This is a genomic window from Pseudomonas sp. C8002 (assembly GCF_013385765.1).
Taxonomy (GTDB): Bacteria; Pseudomonadota; Gammaproteobacteria; order Pseudomonadales; family Pseudomonadaceae; genus Aquipseudomonas.
In genome coordinates, this window is the sequence record NZ_JACAPJ010000029.1 from 1 (window position 1) to 17,329 (window position 17,329).

At 61.0% G+C, this 17,329-nt stretch carries 12 protein-coding genes; 2 read left to right on the forward strand and 10 right to left on the reverse strand.

What is annotated here, in order from left to right:
- Positions 1-245 precede the first annotated feature (245 nt).
- On the reverse strand, positions 246-806 hold the full coding sequence (locus HX814_RS25930; RefSeq protein ID WP_003217978.1) for a HutD family protein: 561 nt from the start codon (positions 804-806) through the stop codon (positions 246-248).
- Positions 803-1,513: a histidine utilization repressor gene (gene hutC / locus HX814_RS25935; RefSeq protein ID WP_003217980.1), complete on the reverse strand. Its 711-nt coding sequence runs from the start codon at positions 1,511-1,513 to the stop codon at positions 803-805. Before hutC ends, HX814_RS25930 begins: the two co-directional genes overlap by 4 nt.
- Before the next feature lie 147 nt (positions 1,514-1,660).
- Between hutC and HX814_RS25940 the strand changes: the two genes are divergently transcribed.
- Positions 1,661-3,025 (forward strand): formimidoylglutamate deiminase, encoded by a 1,365-nt coding sequence (locus HX814_RS25940; protein ID WP_177009263.1) that lies wholly within the window; start codon positions 1,661-1,663, stop codon positions 3,023-3,025.
- 129 nt (positions 3,026-3,154) lie between these two features.
- On the opposite strand, the gene HX814_RS25945 is transcribed toward HX814_RS25940, so the two are convergent.
- The 6 genes from HX814_RS25945 to HX814_RS25970 form a co-directional block, all read right to left on the reverse strand.
- Positions 3,155-3,724, reverse strand: coding sequence for a lipocalin family protein (locus HX814_RS25945; RefSeq protein ID WP_003217984.1), 570 nt, complete (start codon positions 3,722-3,724; stop codon positions 3,155-3,157).
- Positions 3,725-3,756: 32 nt separating this feature from the next.
- A complete protein-coding gene (locus HX814_RS25950) occupies positions 3,757-4,011 on the reverse strand; it encodes a hypothetical protein (RefSeq protein ID WP_003217986.1) in 255 nt (84 codons plus the stop codon).
- 143 nt (positions 4,012-4,154) lie between these two features.
- Positions 4,155-5,165 (reverse strand): class 1 fructose-bisphosphatase, encoded by a 1,011-nt coding sequence (locus tag HX814_RS25955; protein ID WP_003217989.1) that lies wholly within the window; start codon positions 5,163-5,165, stop codon positions 4,155-4,157.
- A 107-nt stretch (positions 5,166-5,272) separates the two neighbouring features.
- Positions 5,273-6,628 carry a DUF3999 domain-containing protein gene (locus HX814_RS25960; RefSeq protein ID WP_177009264.1) on the reverse strand — a complete coding sequence of 452 codons (1,356 nt, stop codon included), beginning with the start codon at positions 6,626-6,628 and terminating at the stop codon, positions 5,273-5,275.
- Positions 6,628-10,164, reverse strand: coding sequence for a DUF2339 domain-containing protein (locus HX814_RS25965; protein ID WP_177009265.1), 3,537 nt, complete (start codon positions 10,162-10,164; stop codon positions 6,628-6,630). Before HX814_RS25965 ends, HX814_RS25960 begins: the two co-directional genes overlap by 1 nt.
- Before the next feature lie 185 nt (positions 10,165-10,349).
- Complete coding sequence (locus HX814_RS25970; protein WP_003217995.1) at positions 10,350-12,800, reverse strand: glycogen/starch/alpha-glucan phosphorylase; 2,451 nt, start codon at positions 12,798-12,800, stop codon at positions 10,350-10,352.
- Between the two features lie 235 nt (positions 12,801-13,035).
- On the opposite strand from HX814_RS25970, the gene HX814_RS25975 reads away from it, so the two are divergent.
- Positions 13,036-13,470, forward strand: a complete 435-nt coding sequence (locus tag HX814_RS25975; RefSeq protein ID WP_003217996.1) for a YkgJ family cysteine cluster protein — start codon at positions 13,036-13,038, stop codon at positions 13,468-13,470.
- A 203-nt stretch (positions 13,471-13,673) separates the two neighbouring features.
- On the opposite strand, the gene typA is transcribed toward HX814_RS25975, so the two are convergent.
- Positions 13,674-15,494, reverse strand: a complete 1,821-nt coding sequence (gene typA / locus HX814_RS25980) for a translational GTPase TypA (RefSeq protein WP_003217997.1) — start codon at positions 15,492-15,494, stop codon at positions 13,674-13,676.
- A 139-nt stretch (positions 15,495-15,633) separates the two neighbouring features.
- Positions 15,634-17,088, reverse strand: coding sequence for a tRNA uracil 4-sulfurtransferase ThiI (gene thiI, locus HX814_RS25985; protein WP_177009266.1), 1,455 nt, complete (start codon positions 17,086-17,088; stop codon positions 15,634-15,636).
- Positions 17,089-17,329: the final 241 nt, after the last annotated feature.

A 17,329-nucleotide genomic window follows, 5' to 3' on the forward strand; every position in this document is an offset into this window, starting at 1 on the left:
CTTGTACATACAAGCATATGCAATCAAGCGGCCAACTTTGCGCGCAAGGTTTGAAGATTTTTTCGGGACGAGGGTGGAAGCCTTGGAAAACAAGGCTTCGCAGCATGATGAATTTTCTTACGGGGGATTTTTACAGTGCGGAACACTTGTCATCGAGGCAGGGCTTTGCGCCATGCTGGGGCGTTCGGTAACAAGTTGGTGCGGGAAGAGGGAAACAAAATGTGGGGGAAGAAACCCCCACCTGTTCAGGCGGCGGCAGTCAATTCGATAACGCAGCAACGGCCAGTCACACTGACATCCAGCAGGCCGGTGTTACCGTCCAGTTGCAGGCAGTCGTGACGGTTCAGCCGCTCACCGAGCACCTTCACTTCATCGGCCACGCTGAACACCAGCACGGTGTGCGCGGCACTGAAGAAACGCTGCGTGCCGTCCATCCATTGCAACCGCGCTTGATAGCGCTGCGGCGAATAGATGAGGTTGAAATCGCGGATCGGCCCGCCGATCAAACGGCAGGACACCTGGCTGTCACCCTTGAACGGGAATGGCTGCAGCGGTAACAACCCGAGTTGTTCCTCGCCATCCACCGTCAGCACCATGCCCGAGCCTTGCAGCACGGTGATAATGCGCTGGTACCCGGCAAAGGTGGAGAACCCGCCCGACTCGGCGATATCGGCAATCGACAGGCGCCAGCCGAAACCGTCCAGGCCCTCCCCCGCGTCACGGGTGATTTCTTCAGTGCTGCCGCCACCGTTTTTCCACGGCATGCGAATGTAATCGGTAGCGCGCCAGACTTTCATCGAACTCATTTACTGAAACGTCCTTCCAGGCTATGACGGGAACCGGGGTGGATCAAACGTGCGGCCGTGACCGGCTGGCGGCCAGACCAGGTGCGGCGGCGAATCAGCAGGCACGGCTCGCTGGTTTCGATTTGCAGCAGCTTGCATTCGTCGGCGTCGGCCAGGATCGCCTCGACCACGTGCTCGCCTTCGGTCAGCGGCGCCACCTGGTTGAGGTAGGCATAGGGCGTTTGCTGGGTGAAATCCTGCTGCAGGTATTCCGGTGCTACCAGGGCGTTGACGAAACGGTCTTCGATTTGCACCGGAATGTCGTTTTCGTAGTGCACGATCAACGAGTGGAACACCCGCCCGCCTTCGCGCATTTCCAGCGCGACGGCGCGCTCGGAGCCGGCGGCTTCTTCACCGAGGGTAATGACCTTGCACGTATGGCGATGACCGCGGGAGGCGATCTCATCGGCAATGTTGTGCACTTCAAACAGCGCCGACTGGCTCTTGGGCTCGGCGACAAAGGTGCCCACACCTTGCATGCGTACCAGCAGGCCTTCGGCAGTCAACTCGCGCAGGGCGCGGTTGATGGTCATGCGGCTGAAGCCCAACTGGTTGACCAGTTCGCTCTCCGAAGGCACGCGATAATGCGGCGGCCAGTTGCCGTTGAGAATCTGCTGGCTGATCATCTGTTTGACGCGGGCGTACAAGGGCGCCGGACTTTCGTCCATGTGGGCAGCCAGTGGAGACTTGGCGGGCGGAGTCGACACAGGAAATCCTTGTAGGTGAAAAAGAAGCATAGCTTGCCGGAGTTTACCGAGCAGGCAAACGTCTGTATATGTATATACAAATAAACACACGACTGGGGTGCCTGAATCATGTCCGCTTTCTTTGCCGAACGCGCGCTGCTGCCTAATGGATGGGCCAACGATGTACGTCTTGAAGTCAGCGCCGATGGCCTGCTGACCAAGGTTGAGCCCAACGCCAGTGCAGACGGTGCCGAACGGCTCAGGGGCCCCGTGCTGGCGGGCATGCCGAACCTGCATTCCCACGCTTTCCAGCGCGCGATGGCCGGGCTGGCGGAAGTGGCCGGCAACCCGAATGACAGTTTCTGGACCTGGCGCGACCTGATGTATCGGATGGTCGGCAAGATCCGCCCCGACCAGTTGCAGGTCATCGCGCGCCAGTTGTATATCGAAATGCTCAAGGCCGGCTACACCTCGGTGGCCGAATTTCACTACGTGCATCACGACGTCAGCGGCCAGACCTATGCCGACCCTGCGGAGCTGTCGCGGCAAATCAGCCAGGCGGCCGCCAGCAGCGGTATCGGCCTGACGTTGTTGCCGGTGCTCTACAGCCACTCCGGTTTCGGCGGCCAGGCCCCCAATGAAGGCCAGCGCCGCTTTATCAACAGCACCGAAAATTACCTGAGCCTGCAATCACGCCTGCAACCGATTCTGGCCGCGCAACCGGCACAACGGCTGGGCCTGTGTTTCCACTCGCTGCGCGCCGTCACACCGCAACAGATCAGCGAAGTGCTGGCCGCCAGCGACAAGGCGTGCCCGGTGCATATCCACATCGCCGAGCAGCAGAAGGAAGTCGACGACTGCCTGGCCTGGAGCGGCCAGCGCCCGCTGCAATGGTTGTATGACCATGTTGAAGTGGATCAGCGCTGGTGCCTGGTGCACGCCACCCACGCCAATCCGGAAGAAGTGACGTTGATGGCCAGGAGCCGGGCGATTGCCGGGTTGTGCCTGACCACTGAAGCCAACCTGGGCGACGGGATTTTCCCGGCGGTGGACTTCCTGGCCCAGGGCGGGCGCATGGGGATTGGTTCCGACAGCCATGTATCGCTGAGCGTGGTGGAAGAATTGCGCTGGCTGGAATATGGGCAGCGGCTGCGGGACCAGCGGCGCAACCGGCTGTATCGCGGCGATCAGCCGATGGTTGGGCGTACGCTGTTCGATGCCGCGCTGGACGGCGGTGCCGAAGCGTTGGGGCAGCCGATTGGGCGCCTGGAAGTTGGCAAGCGTGCGGACTGGCTGGTGCTGGACGGCAACGATCCGTACCTGGCGACAGCGAACGAAGACGGGATCCTCAATCGCTGGTTGTTTGCCGGTGGTGATCGCCAGGTGCGCGATGTGCTGGTCAACGGGAAGTGGGTGGTGCGCGACGGGCATCACGCCGCCGAAGAAGACAACAGCCGGGCGTTTACCCAGGTCTTGCGGGATTTGCTGGGCTGACAGACGACACATAACAAATGTGGGAGCGGGCTTGCTCGCGAAAGCAGTGGATCAGTCAATACATCTGGTGACTGTCACACCGCCTTCGCGAGCAAGCCCGCTCCCACATTGGATTGGCGCTGTTTCGTATTACTGCGAGGTCTTCGCCATCTGCTTGTCCGACGTACGCCAGATCAAACGCGTGGTGTCATACCCCTGCTGCCGCGCCCTGCTCAGCAGGTCTTCGCGGGTGTCGGCGCTGACCGTCGGCGTGCGCGACAGCAACCACATGTAGCGCCGGCTCGGGCTGCCGACAATGGCGGTCTTGTAGTCATCGCTGACGTACAGCACCCAGTAATCGCCCTTGGCCACGCCCGGCAACAGCGAGGTGAACCAGTTATTGAATTCGACCCACAGTTTGTCGGTCTTGCCGGCGACCTGCGGCGTTGCGGTGCCCTTGGCTTCCTGCCACTTCCACTCTGGGGTCAGGCAGCGGTTGAACACCGACATGTTGCCATCGGGCAACAGCGTGTAGCGGGCTTCGGACTGCGCACAATTGCGCTGGAAGTACATCGGCAAACGGGCCAACTCATACCAGGTGCCCTGGTAACGCTTGAGGTTGACGCTGCCAACAGTCTTGGGTTGCAGATCATCGCCAGAATGGCTGGCGCAGCCCGCCAAAAACAGGCTGGCGCAGAGGTATAGAACGAAACGCATCATGTTGTTTTTCTCCCGCAGGCTTTCGCCCCGGTTTACTTCAGGCCTTGCCCGGAAAAAATCAGTACTTTGTCACCGGCATATTGCACGCTGATAAAGCTGTTTTTATCGCCCCAGGTGCAACTGGACATACCCAGCGCGCCAGAACAATCAGTCGGCTTGCCCAACAACGACTCCACCTCGGCCTTTGGCATGCCGGCCGACAGTTTTGCGTAATTTTCTTGAGTGACCTTGCTGCAAGCGGCCAGAAGCACGCAAAACGACAACAGGGCGAGACGGCGTAACGACATGGAAAAACTCCTGGAGAGACGAAGCAGCTTGGGGGTCTGCCAGAAGCTTAGAAGGGAAAAGAGGTGTCTGGTTCCCGACGAGCGAAAACAAAAAAGCCCCGAAAACGCTGAAACGTTTCGGGGCTTTTGCTTACCGCAAGGACTTACGCCTTGTGGTAGCCGGTCACACGCTCAACTTCTTCCTTCGAACCCAGGAACACCGCTACGCGCTGGTGCAGGCCTTCAGGCTGGATGTCGAGGATGCGCTGGTGGCCGTCGGTGGACGCACCGCCCGCCTGCTCAACCAGGAACGACATCGGGTTGGCTTCGTACATCAGGCGCAGCTTGCCTGGCTTGGACGGCTCGCGGCTGTCGCGTGGGTACATGAACAGGCCACCACGGGTCAGGATGCGGTGCACGTCGGCAACCATCGCAGCCACCCAGCGCATGTTGAAGTTCTTCTTCAGCGGGCCTTCCTCGCCGGCCATCAACTCGCCCACGTAGCGGGTAACCGGCTCTTCCCAGTGACGCTGGTTGGACATGTTGATTGCAAATTCCTGGGTGGACGCAGGAATGGTGATGTCTTCGTGGGTGAGCACGAAGCTGCCCATTTCGCGGTCCAGGGTGAAGCCCTTGACGCCGTCGCCCAGGGTCAGCACCAGCATGGTCTGTGGGCCGTAGATCGCGTAACCGGCAGCTACCTGCTCGGTGCCCGGCTGCAGGAAGGCCTTTTCGTTCAGGGCTTCGTTCTGGCTCAGGTATTCGTTCGGGCAACGCAGTACCGAGAAAATGGTGCCGACTGGCGCGTTGATGTCGATGTTCGACGAACCGTCCAGTGGGTCGAATACCAGCAGGTACGCGCCTTTCGGGTATTTGCCCGGGATCTGGTAGGCATTGTCCATTTCTTCGGACGCCATGCCGGCCAGGTGACCGCCCCACTCGTTGGCTTCGAGCAGGATTTCGTTGGAGATCACGTCAAGCTTCTTCTGCACTTCGCCTTGTACGTTTTCAGTGCCCATGCTGCCCAGGACACCACCCAGCGCGCCTTTGGACACGGCGTGGCTGATTTCCTTGCAAGCACGCGCCACCACTTCGATAAGGAAGCGCAGATCGGCAGGCGTGTTGTTGCTGCGGGTCTGCTCGATCAAATAGCGACTCAGGGTAACGCGGGACATGGAAGGCTCCGGAAATGGGGGGCTAAAAACCCGCGCAGTTTAACGCGAGTCGGGGCGTATTTCCTCCTATCAGAGGATTTAAACCCAATAGAGTTCATGGACTTTATTTAACGTGCCACCGGTGGCTTGCGCAGCAAACTGTAGGCCATGGCGCCCAGGGCCGCCACACCGAGCAGCAGCACGGCCCAAAGACCGAGCTTTTTCCAGTTCGGCCCGGCAACAACCGGGGCCGCGACCGCAGCCGATGTGACCACCGCCTCGCCCGCCACCTTGGCCTGCCCAAGCCCCGCGAGACGTTCGGCGCTGTAGTCCGGAATCAGGGTCGACAGCGGCAAGTTCGCGCCTTTCACCGACGGATTGCCGAGCACAAGGGTGAACGGTGGCTCGCCCCGCGCCAGGAACACCAACTGCGTGGCCCGCACCGCAAAGCTCAAGGTCGGCGCCTCCACGCCCAGGCCACCCCCACGCTCGTCCACGTCGAGCTTGAGCTGCGCAACAGCCTGGCCCGGCAACTGCAGTTCGTTCTGTAAAACGTCCTGGCCATTTTGTGTCAACCGGTAGAGCAAACCGCTGCTCATGGGCTGCCAGGCCTGATTACTTTCCCGGCGGCCCGACAAGGTGACCGGCGCCAGGCTGTTGGGTTGGCTCAAGTCGATTCGCAAGCGTTCGACGTTCAGTGCGTTGGGTAACTGCCAGCTGTATTCCCCGGCCTTGAGCCGGCTGCCCGACAACGGCTGCGACCACACCAGCGGCAACGGCAGGTTGTGGGCGCTGACACTCTCCAACTGCGCCGACGTCAGCGCCGGTGCCGCCTGGCCTTTCCACAGCAGACGCAGATACCGCGCCGACTGCCCCGGCAAACTCACTTCATGCTGCTCGACGCGCTCATCGGCAAACGACAACCGCGCCACCTGCCCTTCGCCCCACGCGCGCCAGTGCTGCAAGTCGTCGCTGGCTTCGATGCTGAAACGCTGGAAGCCGTCGCGCTCGCTCGTCCAATCGAGGATCAGTTGCTGCAACGGTGCCTTGATCGCACTCGCATCGAGCAGCCAGCCGCGCAGCACTTCTTCGCCGGCCTCCAGTTGGCTCGGCGGCTGCACTTGCACCAGCGTGCCGGTGGACGTGGATTGCACACGCACGCTGGGCACGGCTTCGGAGGAGTCAGCCGCAGCGTACAATGGGAACCACTTCACGTTGGACAGGCTGCGGCTTTCGGTGCTTTGCGCCGACTGCCGCGCCAGCGCGTAAGCCTGGGGCTCGCCAGCGGCGTTGAACACCCGCACATCACTCAGGTCGGCCTGACGGGCGCTCAATTGCACCGCCAGCGGCAGTTCCAGGCGGTACCACGGGCCTTCGCCACTGACCGTCAGCGGCACCCGCGTGGTGAAATCGGCGGGCGTCTCCTGGGCCCAGGCCGATAACGTCGTGCACAACCCCAACAGCGCCACACTCAGCTTGCCCATCAAGAGGCCACTCCTTCAGTTTCAACCACCGGCTCGGGGCGCTTGGGGGGCAGCGGGGCGAAATAGCCCACCACCAGCAACAGCCCGCCCACACCGATAAACGATACGATCCGCGCCAGCCCGCCGCGGTTGCTCAATTCGACGAAGAACAATTTGGCCACCACGACGGCAATCAATGCCGCACCGATCAGCCACACCTCACGCCGGTGACGCAGATGGCCGCCGATCATCAGGCTCAGGGCAATCAGGGTCCACACGATCGACAGCCCGGCCTGCACCAGCATCGACTCCAGCAACGCATCCAGATGGAACGGCACGCCACCCCAGTGATGAGCCGTGCGCATCACCAGCGCAGTAAAGAAGGCGAACAACGAGACACCGGAGACCGCCTGGGCGACCAGTTCGGCGCGCGGCCCGCGTTGCGGTGCGGCACTGCGGGACCACAGGTACACACCCAACAGCGCGAATAGCAATCCAATATCCAGCGGGTTAAGCAGCGGCACATACGGCAGCGGCTCGGCGGTGCCGTCGCTGAAGATATTCGCCAGCCAGAACCAGCCGAGCATCAACACCGCCAGCGGCAACGCGGCATACAACCGGTACTCGCGCGGGTACGCCGACACCGGCCACGGCCAACTGCGTGGCGCGGCGGCCAGCACCAGGTATAGGCTCGGCAGGATCGCCCAGCCCAGCCAGCGCCAGGCGTTGTATTCCTCGGACAGCAGCAACAGGCCGTAGCGCAGCTCCAGCGCCAGCACGCCGATCAGCAGCCAGCAACCAAGCACATGCGCGGCGCTCAGGGCTTTCTCCGGAATGACCGAAGCCAGGCGTCGCAGCGACACGAAGTGCACCGCAAACACCGCCGCCCAAGCCAGCCAGGCGAAGTTCGCCGCCGGGTGATAACGCGAGCCCAACGCGCCCAGCAACACCACGCCCACCGCCGGCATCAACAGCGTGCACAGCAAGCCCAGCGACGCCCATTGCAGCCTCAGGGCCAATACCGCCCAGATCGCCACACTCACCGCCGCTACCGCCAACAGCCAGGTGCCTTGCAGCATCGACGGTGCAAAACGCAGCACTTCGCTGACCAACGCCAGCGTCCACCAACCCGCACCCCACACCAGCAGCACGTCGGACAGCCGCTGCAAACTCAACGCCTCGAACACCGGCGCATGAGGCCTGCGCTGCAAGCGCCAGGCACCGACCAGCGCCGCCAGCCCGAGCACCATTGGCGTCCAGAAACCGCTATGGCCCAAAGGACGCAAACCCTCGCTGGTCAGCGGCCCGAGCAGGTCCGGCACCGCGATCAGGAACGAAGCGCCGCCGATCACTTGCAGCAACAACCCGAAGACAAAACTGACGCGCTGTTGCAGGTACAGGCTCAGCCAGATGATCAACAAACCACTGGCCGCCCACACGCCGCTGGCAGTCTCCCACGGCAGCACAAACAGCACCGCCAGGTTGATCAGCACCAACCCGGCGAGCAACACCACCGACAGGCCACGCAACAACCGCATATCGCTGCGCACCATGGTGTCCCGCGCGGCCAGCAGCATGCCGCCGATCAATGCCAGGCCAATCAGCGATGCGGTGAGCAAGCCGCTCCAGCCCGCACTGAACACCGCGCCTGAATCAGCCCCCGCTTGCAGGCGCAGCAGGAACAGCGCGCCACCCAGCAGTTGCACGGCAAACGCGGTGAAGAGGAACGTACGCGAGCCGATGCGCAGGCCCACCAGCAAGGTCGCAAGACCGGCAAGCGCCCAACTGATGGCCGTGCCTTGGGTCCACAGCAGCAACGGTGCGAGCAGGTACAAGAAGCCAAGGCCGACGCAGGCCAATACCGGCAAACCTCGACGCTCCCACTGCGCCGCGTGCTCCACCGGCGCCTTGCGCAACTGGTCGAAACTGAACAGCAAGGCCGCCCCCAGCAACAACGCACCCAAGGGTGCACCGTCCAGCAGGCTGGTCTCGCCAATCCGCAATTCGCTGAGGAACGCCAGCGCCGAACCGACTTGCAACAGCAAGCCAAACGCCCGTGCCAAAGGCCGCTGCTGACGCAGGCCGAGCCAGAAAATCCCGGCGCCTTCCACGGCCCAGGCCGCCGCGGTCCAGCGTGCGTCGAGGCCCAACGGAATCGCCAGGCTGGCGAAGATCACACCCAGCGCCAGGCAGGTTTCCGCCAGCAGCAAAGCGCGCCCGCCACTCAGCAAACGAGCCAGGCCCATATAGATGATGCCCAGGGCCAGCGCGCTGAACGCAGCGGCAAATTCCAGGTGCTGCACCAGCGCAAACTGCAAACCGAAGCCCACCAGCGGCGGACCGAACAGCATGCTGCCGTCGACATAATCGCCCTTGGCCGCCGACCAGCGCAGCAACGCGCCACGGCTGTCATCGTCCGGCGCGTCGCGCATCTCCAGCAACTTGCGCCGGGCGAACAACAGGCCGATGCCCAGGTACATCAGGAAAAATAGAATCAGGAACGGCTCGGTGCTCCACAGCAGCTCCGTTGTATAGGAGCGCATGCCCCAGGCGAAGCCGATGCCGAAGGTGCCGACAAAACCGATCAAATTGAGCAGGCGCCAGGCCTTGAACCAGGCGATGGCGAGAATGCCTGCGTTTAGCAGGGCGAAATAGCTGAACAGCGCCACATGGTTGCCGGCGCCAGTGGACGTGAGGATTGGTGCCGCAAAACCGCCGAGTGCAGCGGCGCAGGCCAGGCCGAGGGCGTCCTGGGTAATCGCCAGGATCGCCGAGAAAACGGTGACCGCCACCAGCAAGCCGAGTGCCGCGCCGGGGTCGAGCAGCGGGTGCAGGCGCATCGCGGCGAACACCGTGAGGTACAACACCGCAATGCCGGTGCCCTGCAGCATCAACCCGTAATTACTGTTGCGCAGCCGCAGCCACCAACCCAGGCCCAGCAGTGCCAATGCGCAACCGGCGACACCTGCGTAACGCAACTCGATTGGCACCACCATGCCTTCAGTGGCATAGCGCAGCAGGAAGGCCAGGCCGAGGAACAACAACACCACGCCGACCCGCAGCACGGTGTTGCCACCGAACAGCCAGTTGCGGGCACCGCTGATTGCGCGCTCGATAAAGTTGGGGCCGCGAGGCACCGCAGGCGCGGCAGGTTGTTCAGGGATTTTCGCGCTCGGTTCCGCCCGCCACACATCAGCCGGCAATGGCTGGCTGGGTTCGGCCACCACACTTGAGTAGGCAGGTTCCAGTTCGGCGGGTAATTCCCAGACGAGTTCAGGCGGCGCCGCTACCGGCAGCGGCTCTTCGACAAACACAGGTCCGGCGGTTTCAACGGCGGCAGGGCTTTCCAGCAAGGCCAGGCGTTGCTCGACCACTTTCAGGGCGTTGCGGGCAGACTCCAGCTGACGGCCTTGTTCCTCCGTACGCGAGGCGAGCATCGACAGGCGAATCGCCTGGCCAATGCCCAAACCGAGCAGCGCACCAATGCCCGCATCACTGAACGACTCGTCGAGTGTCCAGCCGAGCACCAGGCCAATCAGCATGAAAATCCATTGCATGGTCGATATCCCTAAGCAGCCCGAAGCGGGCAAAGGCGATGCTCAGTATATCGACACGGACCCCATGTGGGAGCGGGCTTGCTCGCGAAGGCGGTGGATCAGTCGAAAAATTTGTGACTGATCCACCGCCTTCGCGAGCAAGTCGAATCGTCGCACCGCCGCTCCCACATTTTGTATTGCGGTGTCTAATCCAACGCTTTCCAGATTTCCGTCGCGTATTCGCGGATGGTCCGGTCCGACGAGAACCAGCCCATGCGCGCGGTATTGAGCACCGCCGAACGCCACCATTCCTTGGAGTCGTGCCAATGGGCCTCGACCCGCGCCTGGGCATCCCAGTAGGAATCGAAGTCGGCACAGACCAGGAAGCGGTCGTAGTCGATCAGCGAATCCACCAACCCGGCATAACGGCCCGGATCATCCGGTGAGAACACCCCGCCACGAATCGCTTGCAGCACATCATTCAAGCGATGGGACGCGGCGATCTCTGGCCCGGCGTTGAACTCGCCCGCGTGTTTGCGCGCTTCCACCTGCTGGGCGCTGAGGCCGAAGATGAACATGTGGTCGGCACCCACGCGCTCGTGCATCTCGACGTTGGCGCCGTCCATGGTGCCGATGGTCAGCGCGCCGTTGAGGCCGAATTTCATGTTGCTGGTGCCCGAGGCTTCAAAGCCGGCGGTGGAAATCTGCTCCGACAAGTCGGCCGCCGGAATGATGCTTTCCGCCAGGCTCACGTTGTAGTTGGGCAGGAATACCACCTTGAGCAACCCGCGCACGGTAGGGTCGTTGTTAACGGTACGGGCGATGTCGTTGGTCAGCTTGATGATCAGCTTGGCCTGGTGATAGCTGGCCGCGGCCTTGCCGGCGAAGATCTTCACCCGCGGCACCCAGTCGGTGCCCGGCTCGGCCCGGATCGCCTGGTACAGCGCGACGGTGTGCATCAGGTTCAGCAGCTGGCGCTTGTACTCGTGGATCCGCTTGACCTGCACATCGAACATCGCCGCCGGGTTGACCGAAATCCCCAGGCGCTCGTGAATGATGTCGGCCAGTGCCCGCTTACTGTGCAGGCGCTGTTCGGCGAAGGCCTTGCGAAAGGCTTGCTTCTCGGCAAACGGTTCCAGGTCTGCCAGGCGCTGTTCGGGGTTATCCAGCACGTCCGGGCCCAGTGCTTCCACCAGCATCGCCGTGAGCTTGGGGTTGGCCTGGTACAGCCAGCGGCGGAAGGTAATGCCGTTGGTTTTGTTGTTGATGCGGTCCGGGTAGAGCTTGTGCAGTTCGGAGAACACCGTGCTGCGCATCAGTTGCGTGTGCAGGCCGGATACGCCGTTGACACTGTGGGAGCCGAGGAACGCCAGGTTGCCCATGCGTACGCGGCGACCGTTGTCTTCTTCGATCAGCGAGACGGCACGCAGCACGTCGAAGTCATGGATGCCCTTGGCCCGCAGCGAGTCGATATGCTGGGCGTTGATCAGGTAGATGATCTGCATGTGCCGCGGCAGCATGCGCTCCATCAGGCCGACCGGCCAGGTTTCCAACGCCTCGGGGAGCAAGGTGTGGTTGGTGTACGACAGCGTTTCGACGGTGACGTCCCAGGCGGCATCCCACGGGATGTCGTGCAGGTCCACCAACTGACGCATCAACTCGGCCACCGCGATCGAGGGGTGAGTGTCGTTGAGCTGGATGGCCGCGTGCTCGCCCAGGCTCAATACCGAGCCGTGCATGTTCTTGTGGCGACGCAGCAGATCCTGCAACGAGGCGGAGACGAAGAAGTACTCCTGGCGCAGGCGCAGCTCCTGCCCTGCTTCGGTGCTATCGGCCGGGTAAAGCACTCGGGAGATGCTTTCGGCGCGGGCCACTTCGGCGACAGCGCCCAGGTGGTCACCGGCGTTGAAACGTTCCAGGTGCAGGTCTTCGACGGCCCGGGCGCGCCACAAGCGCAGGGTGTTGACGCTGGCGCCGCGCCAGCCGACGACCGGGGTGTCATACGCCACCGCGCGTACGGTTTCATTCGGCGACCAGACCTGGATCGACTTGCCGGACGCATCCAGCACGGTTTCCACACCACCGCCAAAGCCGATCGGGTAGATCACTTCGGCGCGCTCGAACTCCCAGGGGTTGCCGAAATCCAGCCAGCGTTCGGTTTGCTCCTGCTGCCAGCCATCGACAATCGCCTGGCGAAACAGCCCGTGCTCATACCGAATGCCATAGCCATGGCCGGCGATGCCCAGGGTCGACATGCTTTCCATGAAGCAGGCCGCCAGGCGGCCAAGGCCACCGTTGCCCAGGGCCGCGTCGGGCTCCAGCAGGCGAATGCGCTCCATGTCCACACCCAACTCGCTCATGGCCTCACGGGCCACGTCCAGCAAGCCAAGGTTGCTCAGGCTGTCGTAGAGCAGACGGCCGATCAGGAATTCCAGCGAGAGGTAATAGACCCGCTTCTGTCCCTTGCGGTAGATGTGCCGCGTGTGGTCCATCCAGTGGTCGACCATGTGGTCGCGGGCGGCCAGTGCGATGGCTTCAAACCAATCGTGGTCGAAGGCGTGATCGGGGTCCTTGCCCACCGCATAGGTAAGTTTGGTCAAGACGGCATCGCGAAATGCGGCTACCTCTGCTTCTCGTACAAGCGGTTCCTGAGACATCGATGCGACCTCGGGCGAGATAGAAGGAGTTGCTAGAGCCTAGACGGTCTGACAGACGGTAGACGCTCTGGTTCGGCAGTTTTTTAACTCATTCACCTTTGCGGGAATTTGATGCAGGGGCCGTGCCCGTTTGTGGCCCGGCACAGCCTTCGAGCTGAAAGCTGGAAGATATTGTTCAAAAAACCACCAGTTCCGGTATGATCCCGCGCCGGATAACACCCCTCTTGGAAACCTGATGAAGCCTCAACTGATCGCCGCCGCGGAACTCGACCGTCTCGAGACCTGGCAGAAATACTCAAGCCATATGTGTGGCGGCTGTGTGTCGAGCTGCTGCACCCTGCCGGTTGAGGTGAAGATCAAGGACCTGATCCGCATCGGCATCGTCGATGAGTTCGAGCGTGGCGACCCGCCGAAGAACATCGCCAAGCGCTTGCAGAAGGAAGGCATCGTCGAGCGCTTCAACGCCAAATCCGAGATCTTCACCCTGCAGCGCATGAGCAACAACGATTGCCTGTACCTGGATCGTAAGAGCCGCTTCTGCACTATTTATGACAAGCGCCCGGATACTTGCCGCAATCACCCGAAAATCGGGCCGCGCCCGGGGTATTGCGCGTACAAGCCGAAGGAAGTGGTGCGCGAGACCAGGTTCAAGACCCTCGACAAGTTCTGATCCAGATTCTTATTACCTGAACTACCGCTTTCGCGAGCAAGCCCGCTCCCACACTTGACCTTACTCATCCTGAGAAAACGCGGTCGAATGTGGGAGCGGGCTTGCTCGCGAAGGGGCCCGCACAGTCACTACAGATATTGCAGGCATAAAAAAACGCCCCCGGCCTTTCGACCGGGGGCGTTTTTCATTCAGCCTGAGTTAACTCAGTTCTTGGCTTTCTTGGCAGCGCGGGTACGCTCGCCTTCGTCCAGGATCTTCTTACGCAGGCGGATCGACTTAGGCGTAACTTCGCACAGCTCGTCGTCCTGGATGAATTCCAGAGCCTGTTCCAGGGTGAAGCGAACAGGTGGAACCAGAGCGATGGTTTCGTCTTTACCCGAAGCACGCATGTTGTCGAGCTTCTTGCCTTTGGTTGGGTTGACGCCCATGTCGTTGTCACGGCTGTTCAGGCCAACGATCTGACCGTTGTAGATCTCTTGACCGTGTTCAACGAACAGCTTGCCACGCGCCTGGAGGGTTTCCAGGGAGTAGGTCAGCGCCTTGCCGGTTTCTACCGATACCAGAACACCGTTCTGACGACCGGACATGTCGCCGGACTTCATGGTGTCGTAGCGATCGAAGATCGAGGTCAGGATGCCAGCACCGTTGGTCAGGGTCAGGAACTGGTTACGGAAACCGATCAGACCACGAGCAGGGATGTTGTATTCCAGACGCACACGGCCTTTGCCATCCGGCACCATGTTGGTCAGGTCGCCCTTACGCAGGCCCATCTCTTCCATGACCTTGCCCTGGGATTCTTCAGGGGTGTCGATGGTGACGTTTTCAAACGGTTCCTGCTTCACGCCGTCAACCTGACGGATGATCACTTCAGGACGACCAACGCCCATTTCGAAGCCTTCGCGACGCATGGTTTCGATCAGTACCGAGAGGTGCAGCTCACCACGGCCGGAAACCTTGAACTTGTCAGCCGAGTCGCCTTCTTCAACGCGCAGAGCAACGTTGTACAGCAGCTCTTTGTCCAGACGTTCCTTGATGTTACGGGAAGTCACGAACTTGCCTTCTTTACCGCAGAAAGGCGAGTCGTTTACCTGGAAGGTCATGGAAACGGTTGGCTCGTCAACGGTCAGAGGCTTCATCGCCTCGACGTTGTCCGGCTGGCACAGGGTGTCGGAGATGAACAGCGAGTCCATACCGCTCACACACACGATGTCACCGGCAAACGCTTCTTCAACGTCGATGCGGTGCAGGCCGTGGTGACCCATCAGCTTCAGGATACGACCGTTGCGCTTCTTGCCGTCGGCGCCGATGGCGACCACCGGAGTGTTCGGCTTGACGCTACCACGAGCGATACGGCCAACACCGATAACACCCAGGAAGCTGTTGTAGTCCAGTGCCGAGATTTGCATCTGGAACGGGCCTTCACGGTCAACTTTCGGAGCCGGTACGTTGTCGACGATCGACTGGTACAGCGGGGTCATGTCTTCAGCCATGTCGGTGTGTTCCAGACCGGCAATGCCGTTCAGGGCCGAGGCGTAGACGACTTTGAAGTCCAGCTGTTCTTCGGTGGCACCCAGGTTGTCGAACAGGTCGAAGATCTGGTCCAGAACCCAGTCCGGACGCGCGCCTGGACGGTCAACCTTGTTGATGCACACGATCGGACGCAGGCCGGCTTCGAAAGCCTTCTTGGTCACGAAACGGGTTTGCGGCATAGGGCCGTCTTGAGCGTCAACCAGCAGCAGAACGGAGTCAACCATCGACATTACGCGTTCAACTTCGCCGCCGAAGTCGGCGTGGCCCGGGGTATCCACGATGTTGATGTGGTAGCCGTTCCAGTTGATGGCGGTGTTTTTCGCCAGAATGGTAATACCGCGCTCTTTCTCCTGGTCGTTGGAGTCCATCACGCGCTCATCGTTGAGCTCGTTGCGCTCCAGGGTGCCGGATTGACGCAAGAGTTTGTCTACCAGGGTGGTCTTACCATGGTCAACGTGAGCAATGATGGCGATGTTGCGTAGATTTTCGATCACTTGTGTATCTCGATCAGAGGATTCGGTGTGCTGACAGGTCGTGGCAGCGATTAACAGTAGAGTCAGGCCTTGCCGTTACAGCTTGACGGCAGAGTCGGGGGGCCGGTGACGCAGGCCACAGGCAAACAGCCCCGGGCTCTTAGCTCGGTCGATAAACGCGCACATTGGCATGCCCCTCACTGAGCAAATGGTGGGCATGCAGGCGACTCATCACGCCTTTGTCGCAATACAACAGGTACTGACGGCTGTCATCCAGTTCCTTGAAACGCGCATTCAATGCATAGAACGGCAGCGTTTGTACGTCGATGCCAGCAATTTCCAGCGGCTCGTCTTCAGCGACATCCGGGTGACGGATGTCGATGATGATCTGACCGGCCAGAGCCTCGCTGACTTCTTCGATCTGCAAATCCTGGCCCAATTCGTCGATAACCCGATCGATCGGCACCAGCTTGGCGTTCTCAAGCGCACGCTCGAGCACCGCCATATCGAACTGTTGTTCTTCGTACTCCACGCGGTTGCGCTTGGCGTGGGTCTTGGGGTTCACCGAGATGACCCCGCAATATTCCGGCATGTGCTTGGCGAAATCCGCCGTGCCGATCTGGGTCGCCAGGTCGATGATGTCTTGCTTGTGACTGGCGATCAGCGGGCGCAGTACCAGCTTCTCGGTCACAGAGTCGATCAACGACAGGTTCGGCAGGGTCTGGCTGGACACCTGGGAAATCGCTTCACCGGTGACCAGTGCGTCGATTTCCAGCCGATCCGCGATTCGGGACGCAGCGCGTAACATCATACGCTTCAATACTACGCCCATATGACTGTTATCGACTTTCCCGAGAATTTCTCCCAGGACTTCCTCGAACGGTACGCTGACAAACAGCACCCGTTGCGAGCTGCCGTACTTCTTCCAGATGTAATGCGCGACTTCCATCACGCCCAATTCGTGTGCACGCCCGCCCAGGTTGAAGAAGCAGAAGTGGCTCATCAGCCCGCGGCGCATGATCTGGTAGGCCGCGACAGTGGAATCGAAACCGCCGGACATCAATACCAGGGTCTGTTCCAGGGCACCCAGCGGGTAGCCGCCGATGCTGTCGTGCTGGCTGTGGATCACAAACAACCGTTGGTCGCGAATTTCCATCCGCACTTCAATTTGCGGCTCTTTCAGGGAAATTCCGGCAGCGCCGCACTCGCGACGCAGCTTGCTGCCCACGTATTTCTCGACATCCATGGAGCTGAACGGGTGCTTGCCGGCGCGTTTGCAACGCACTGAAAACACCTTGCCTGCCAGCACATCGCCGTAGTGCTGCTTGCACTTTTCGGTGATGTCGTCGAAGTCGCCCAGCGGGTACTCGTCGACCTGCAGGAAATGCGCGATGCCCGGCACGCAGCTCAGGCGCTCGGTCATGTCCTTCAGGGCCTTGGGGTCTGTGAGGCGGGTTTCCAGCTCGAGATTGTCCCACACACCATTCACCACCACAGCCGGGTCCAGATCGCGGAGCACGGCACGGATGTTCTTGGCCAATTGACGGATGAAACGCATCCGTACCGGTCGGCTCTTGATGGTGATCTCGGGGAAGACTTTAACGATTAATTTCATGAAAACAGCGCGCACAGGCCCAGCCGAAAAAGGGGGGCGCGGATTATAGCGGAAATCGCTCAAGGTTTAACCAGTTAATATGCAACTGACCTTTCGCGCACCAAAACGGGTCATAAACCAAAATAAGCGCTACATTGCGGTGCGCAATTTCTTCCGTTTCAGCGGATTGCACCTTTATAGGGGCGTTTTTGTGGCAAAAAACCCATGTCGGGGCACTGGCATGCAATTTGCTCTCTTGTGA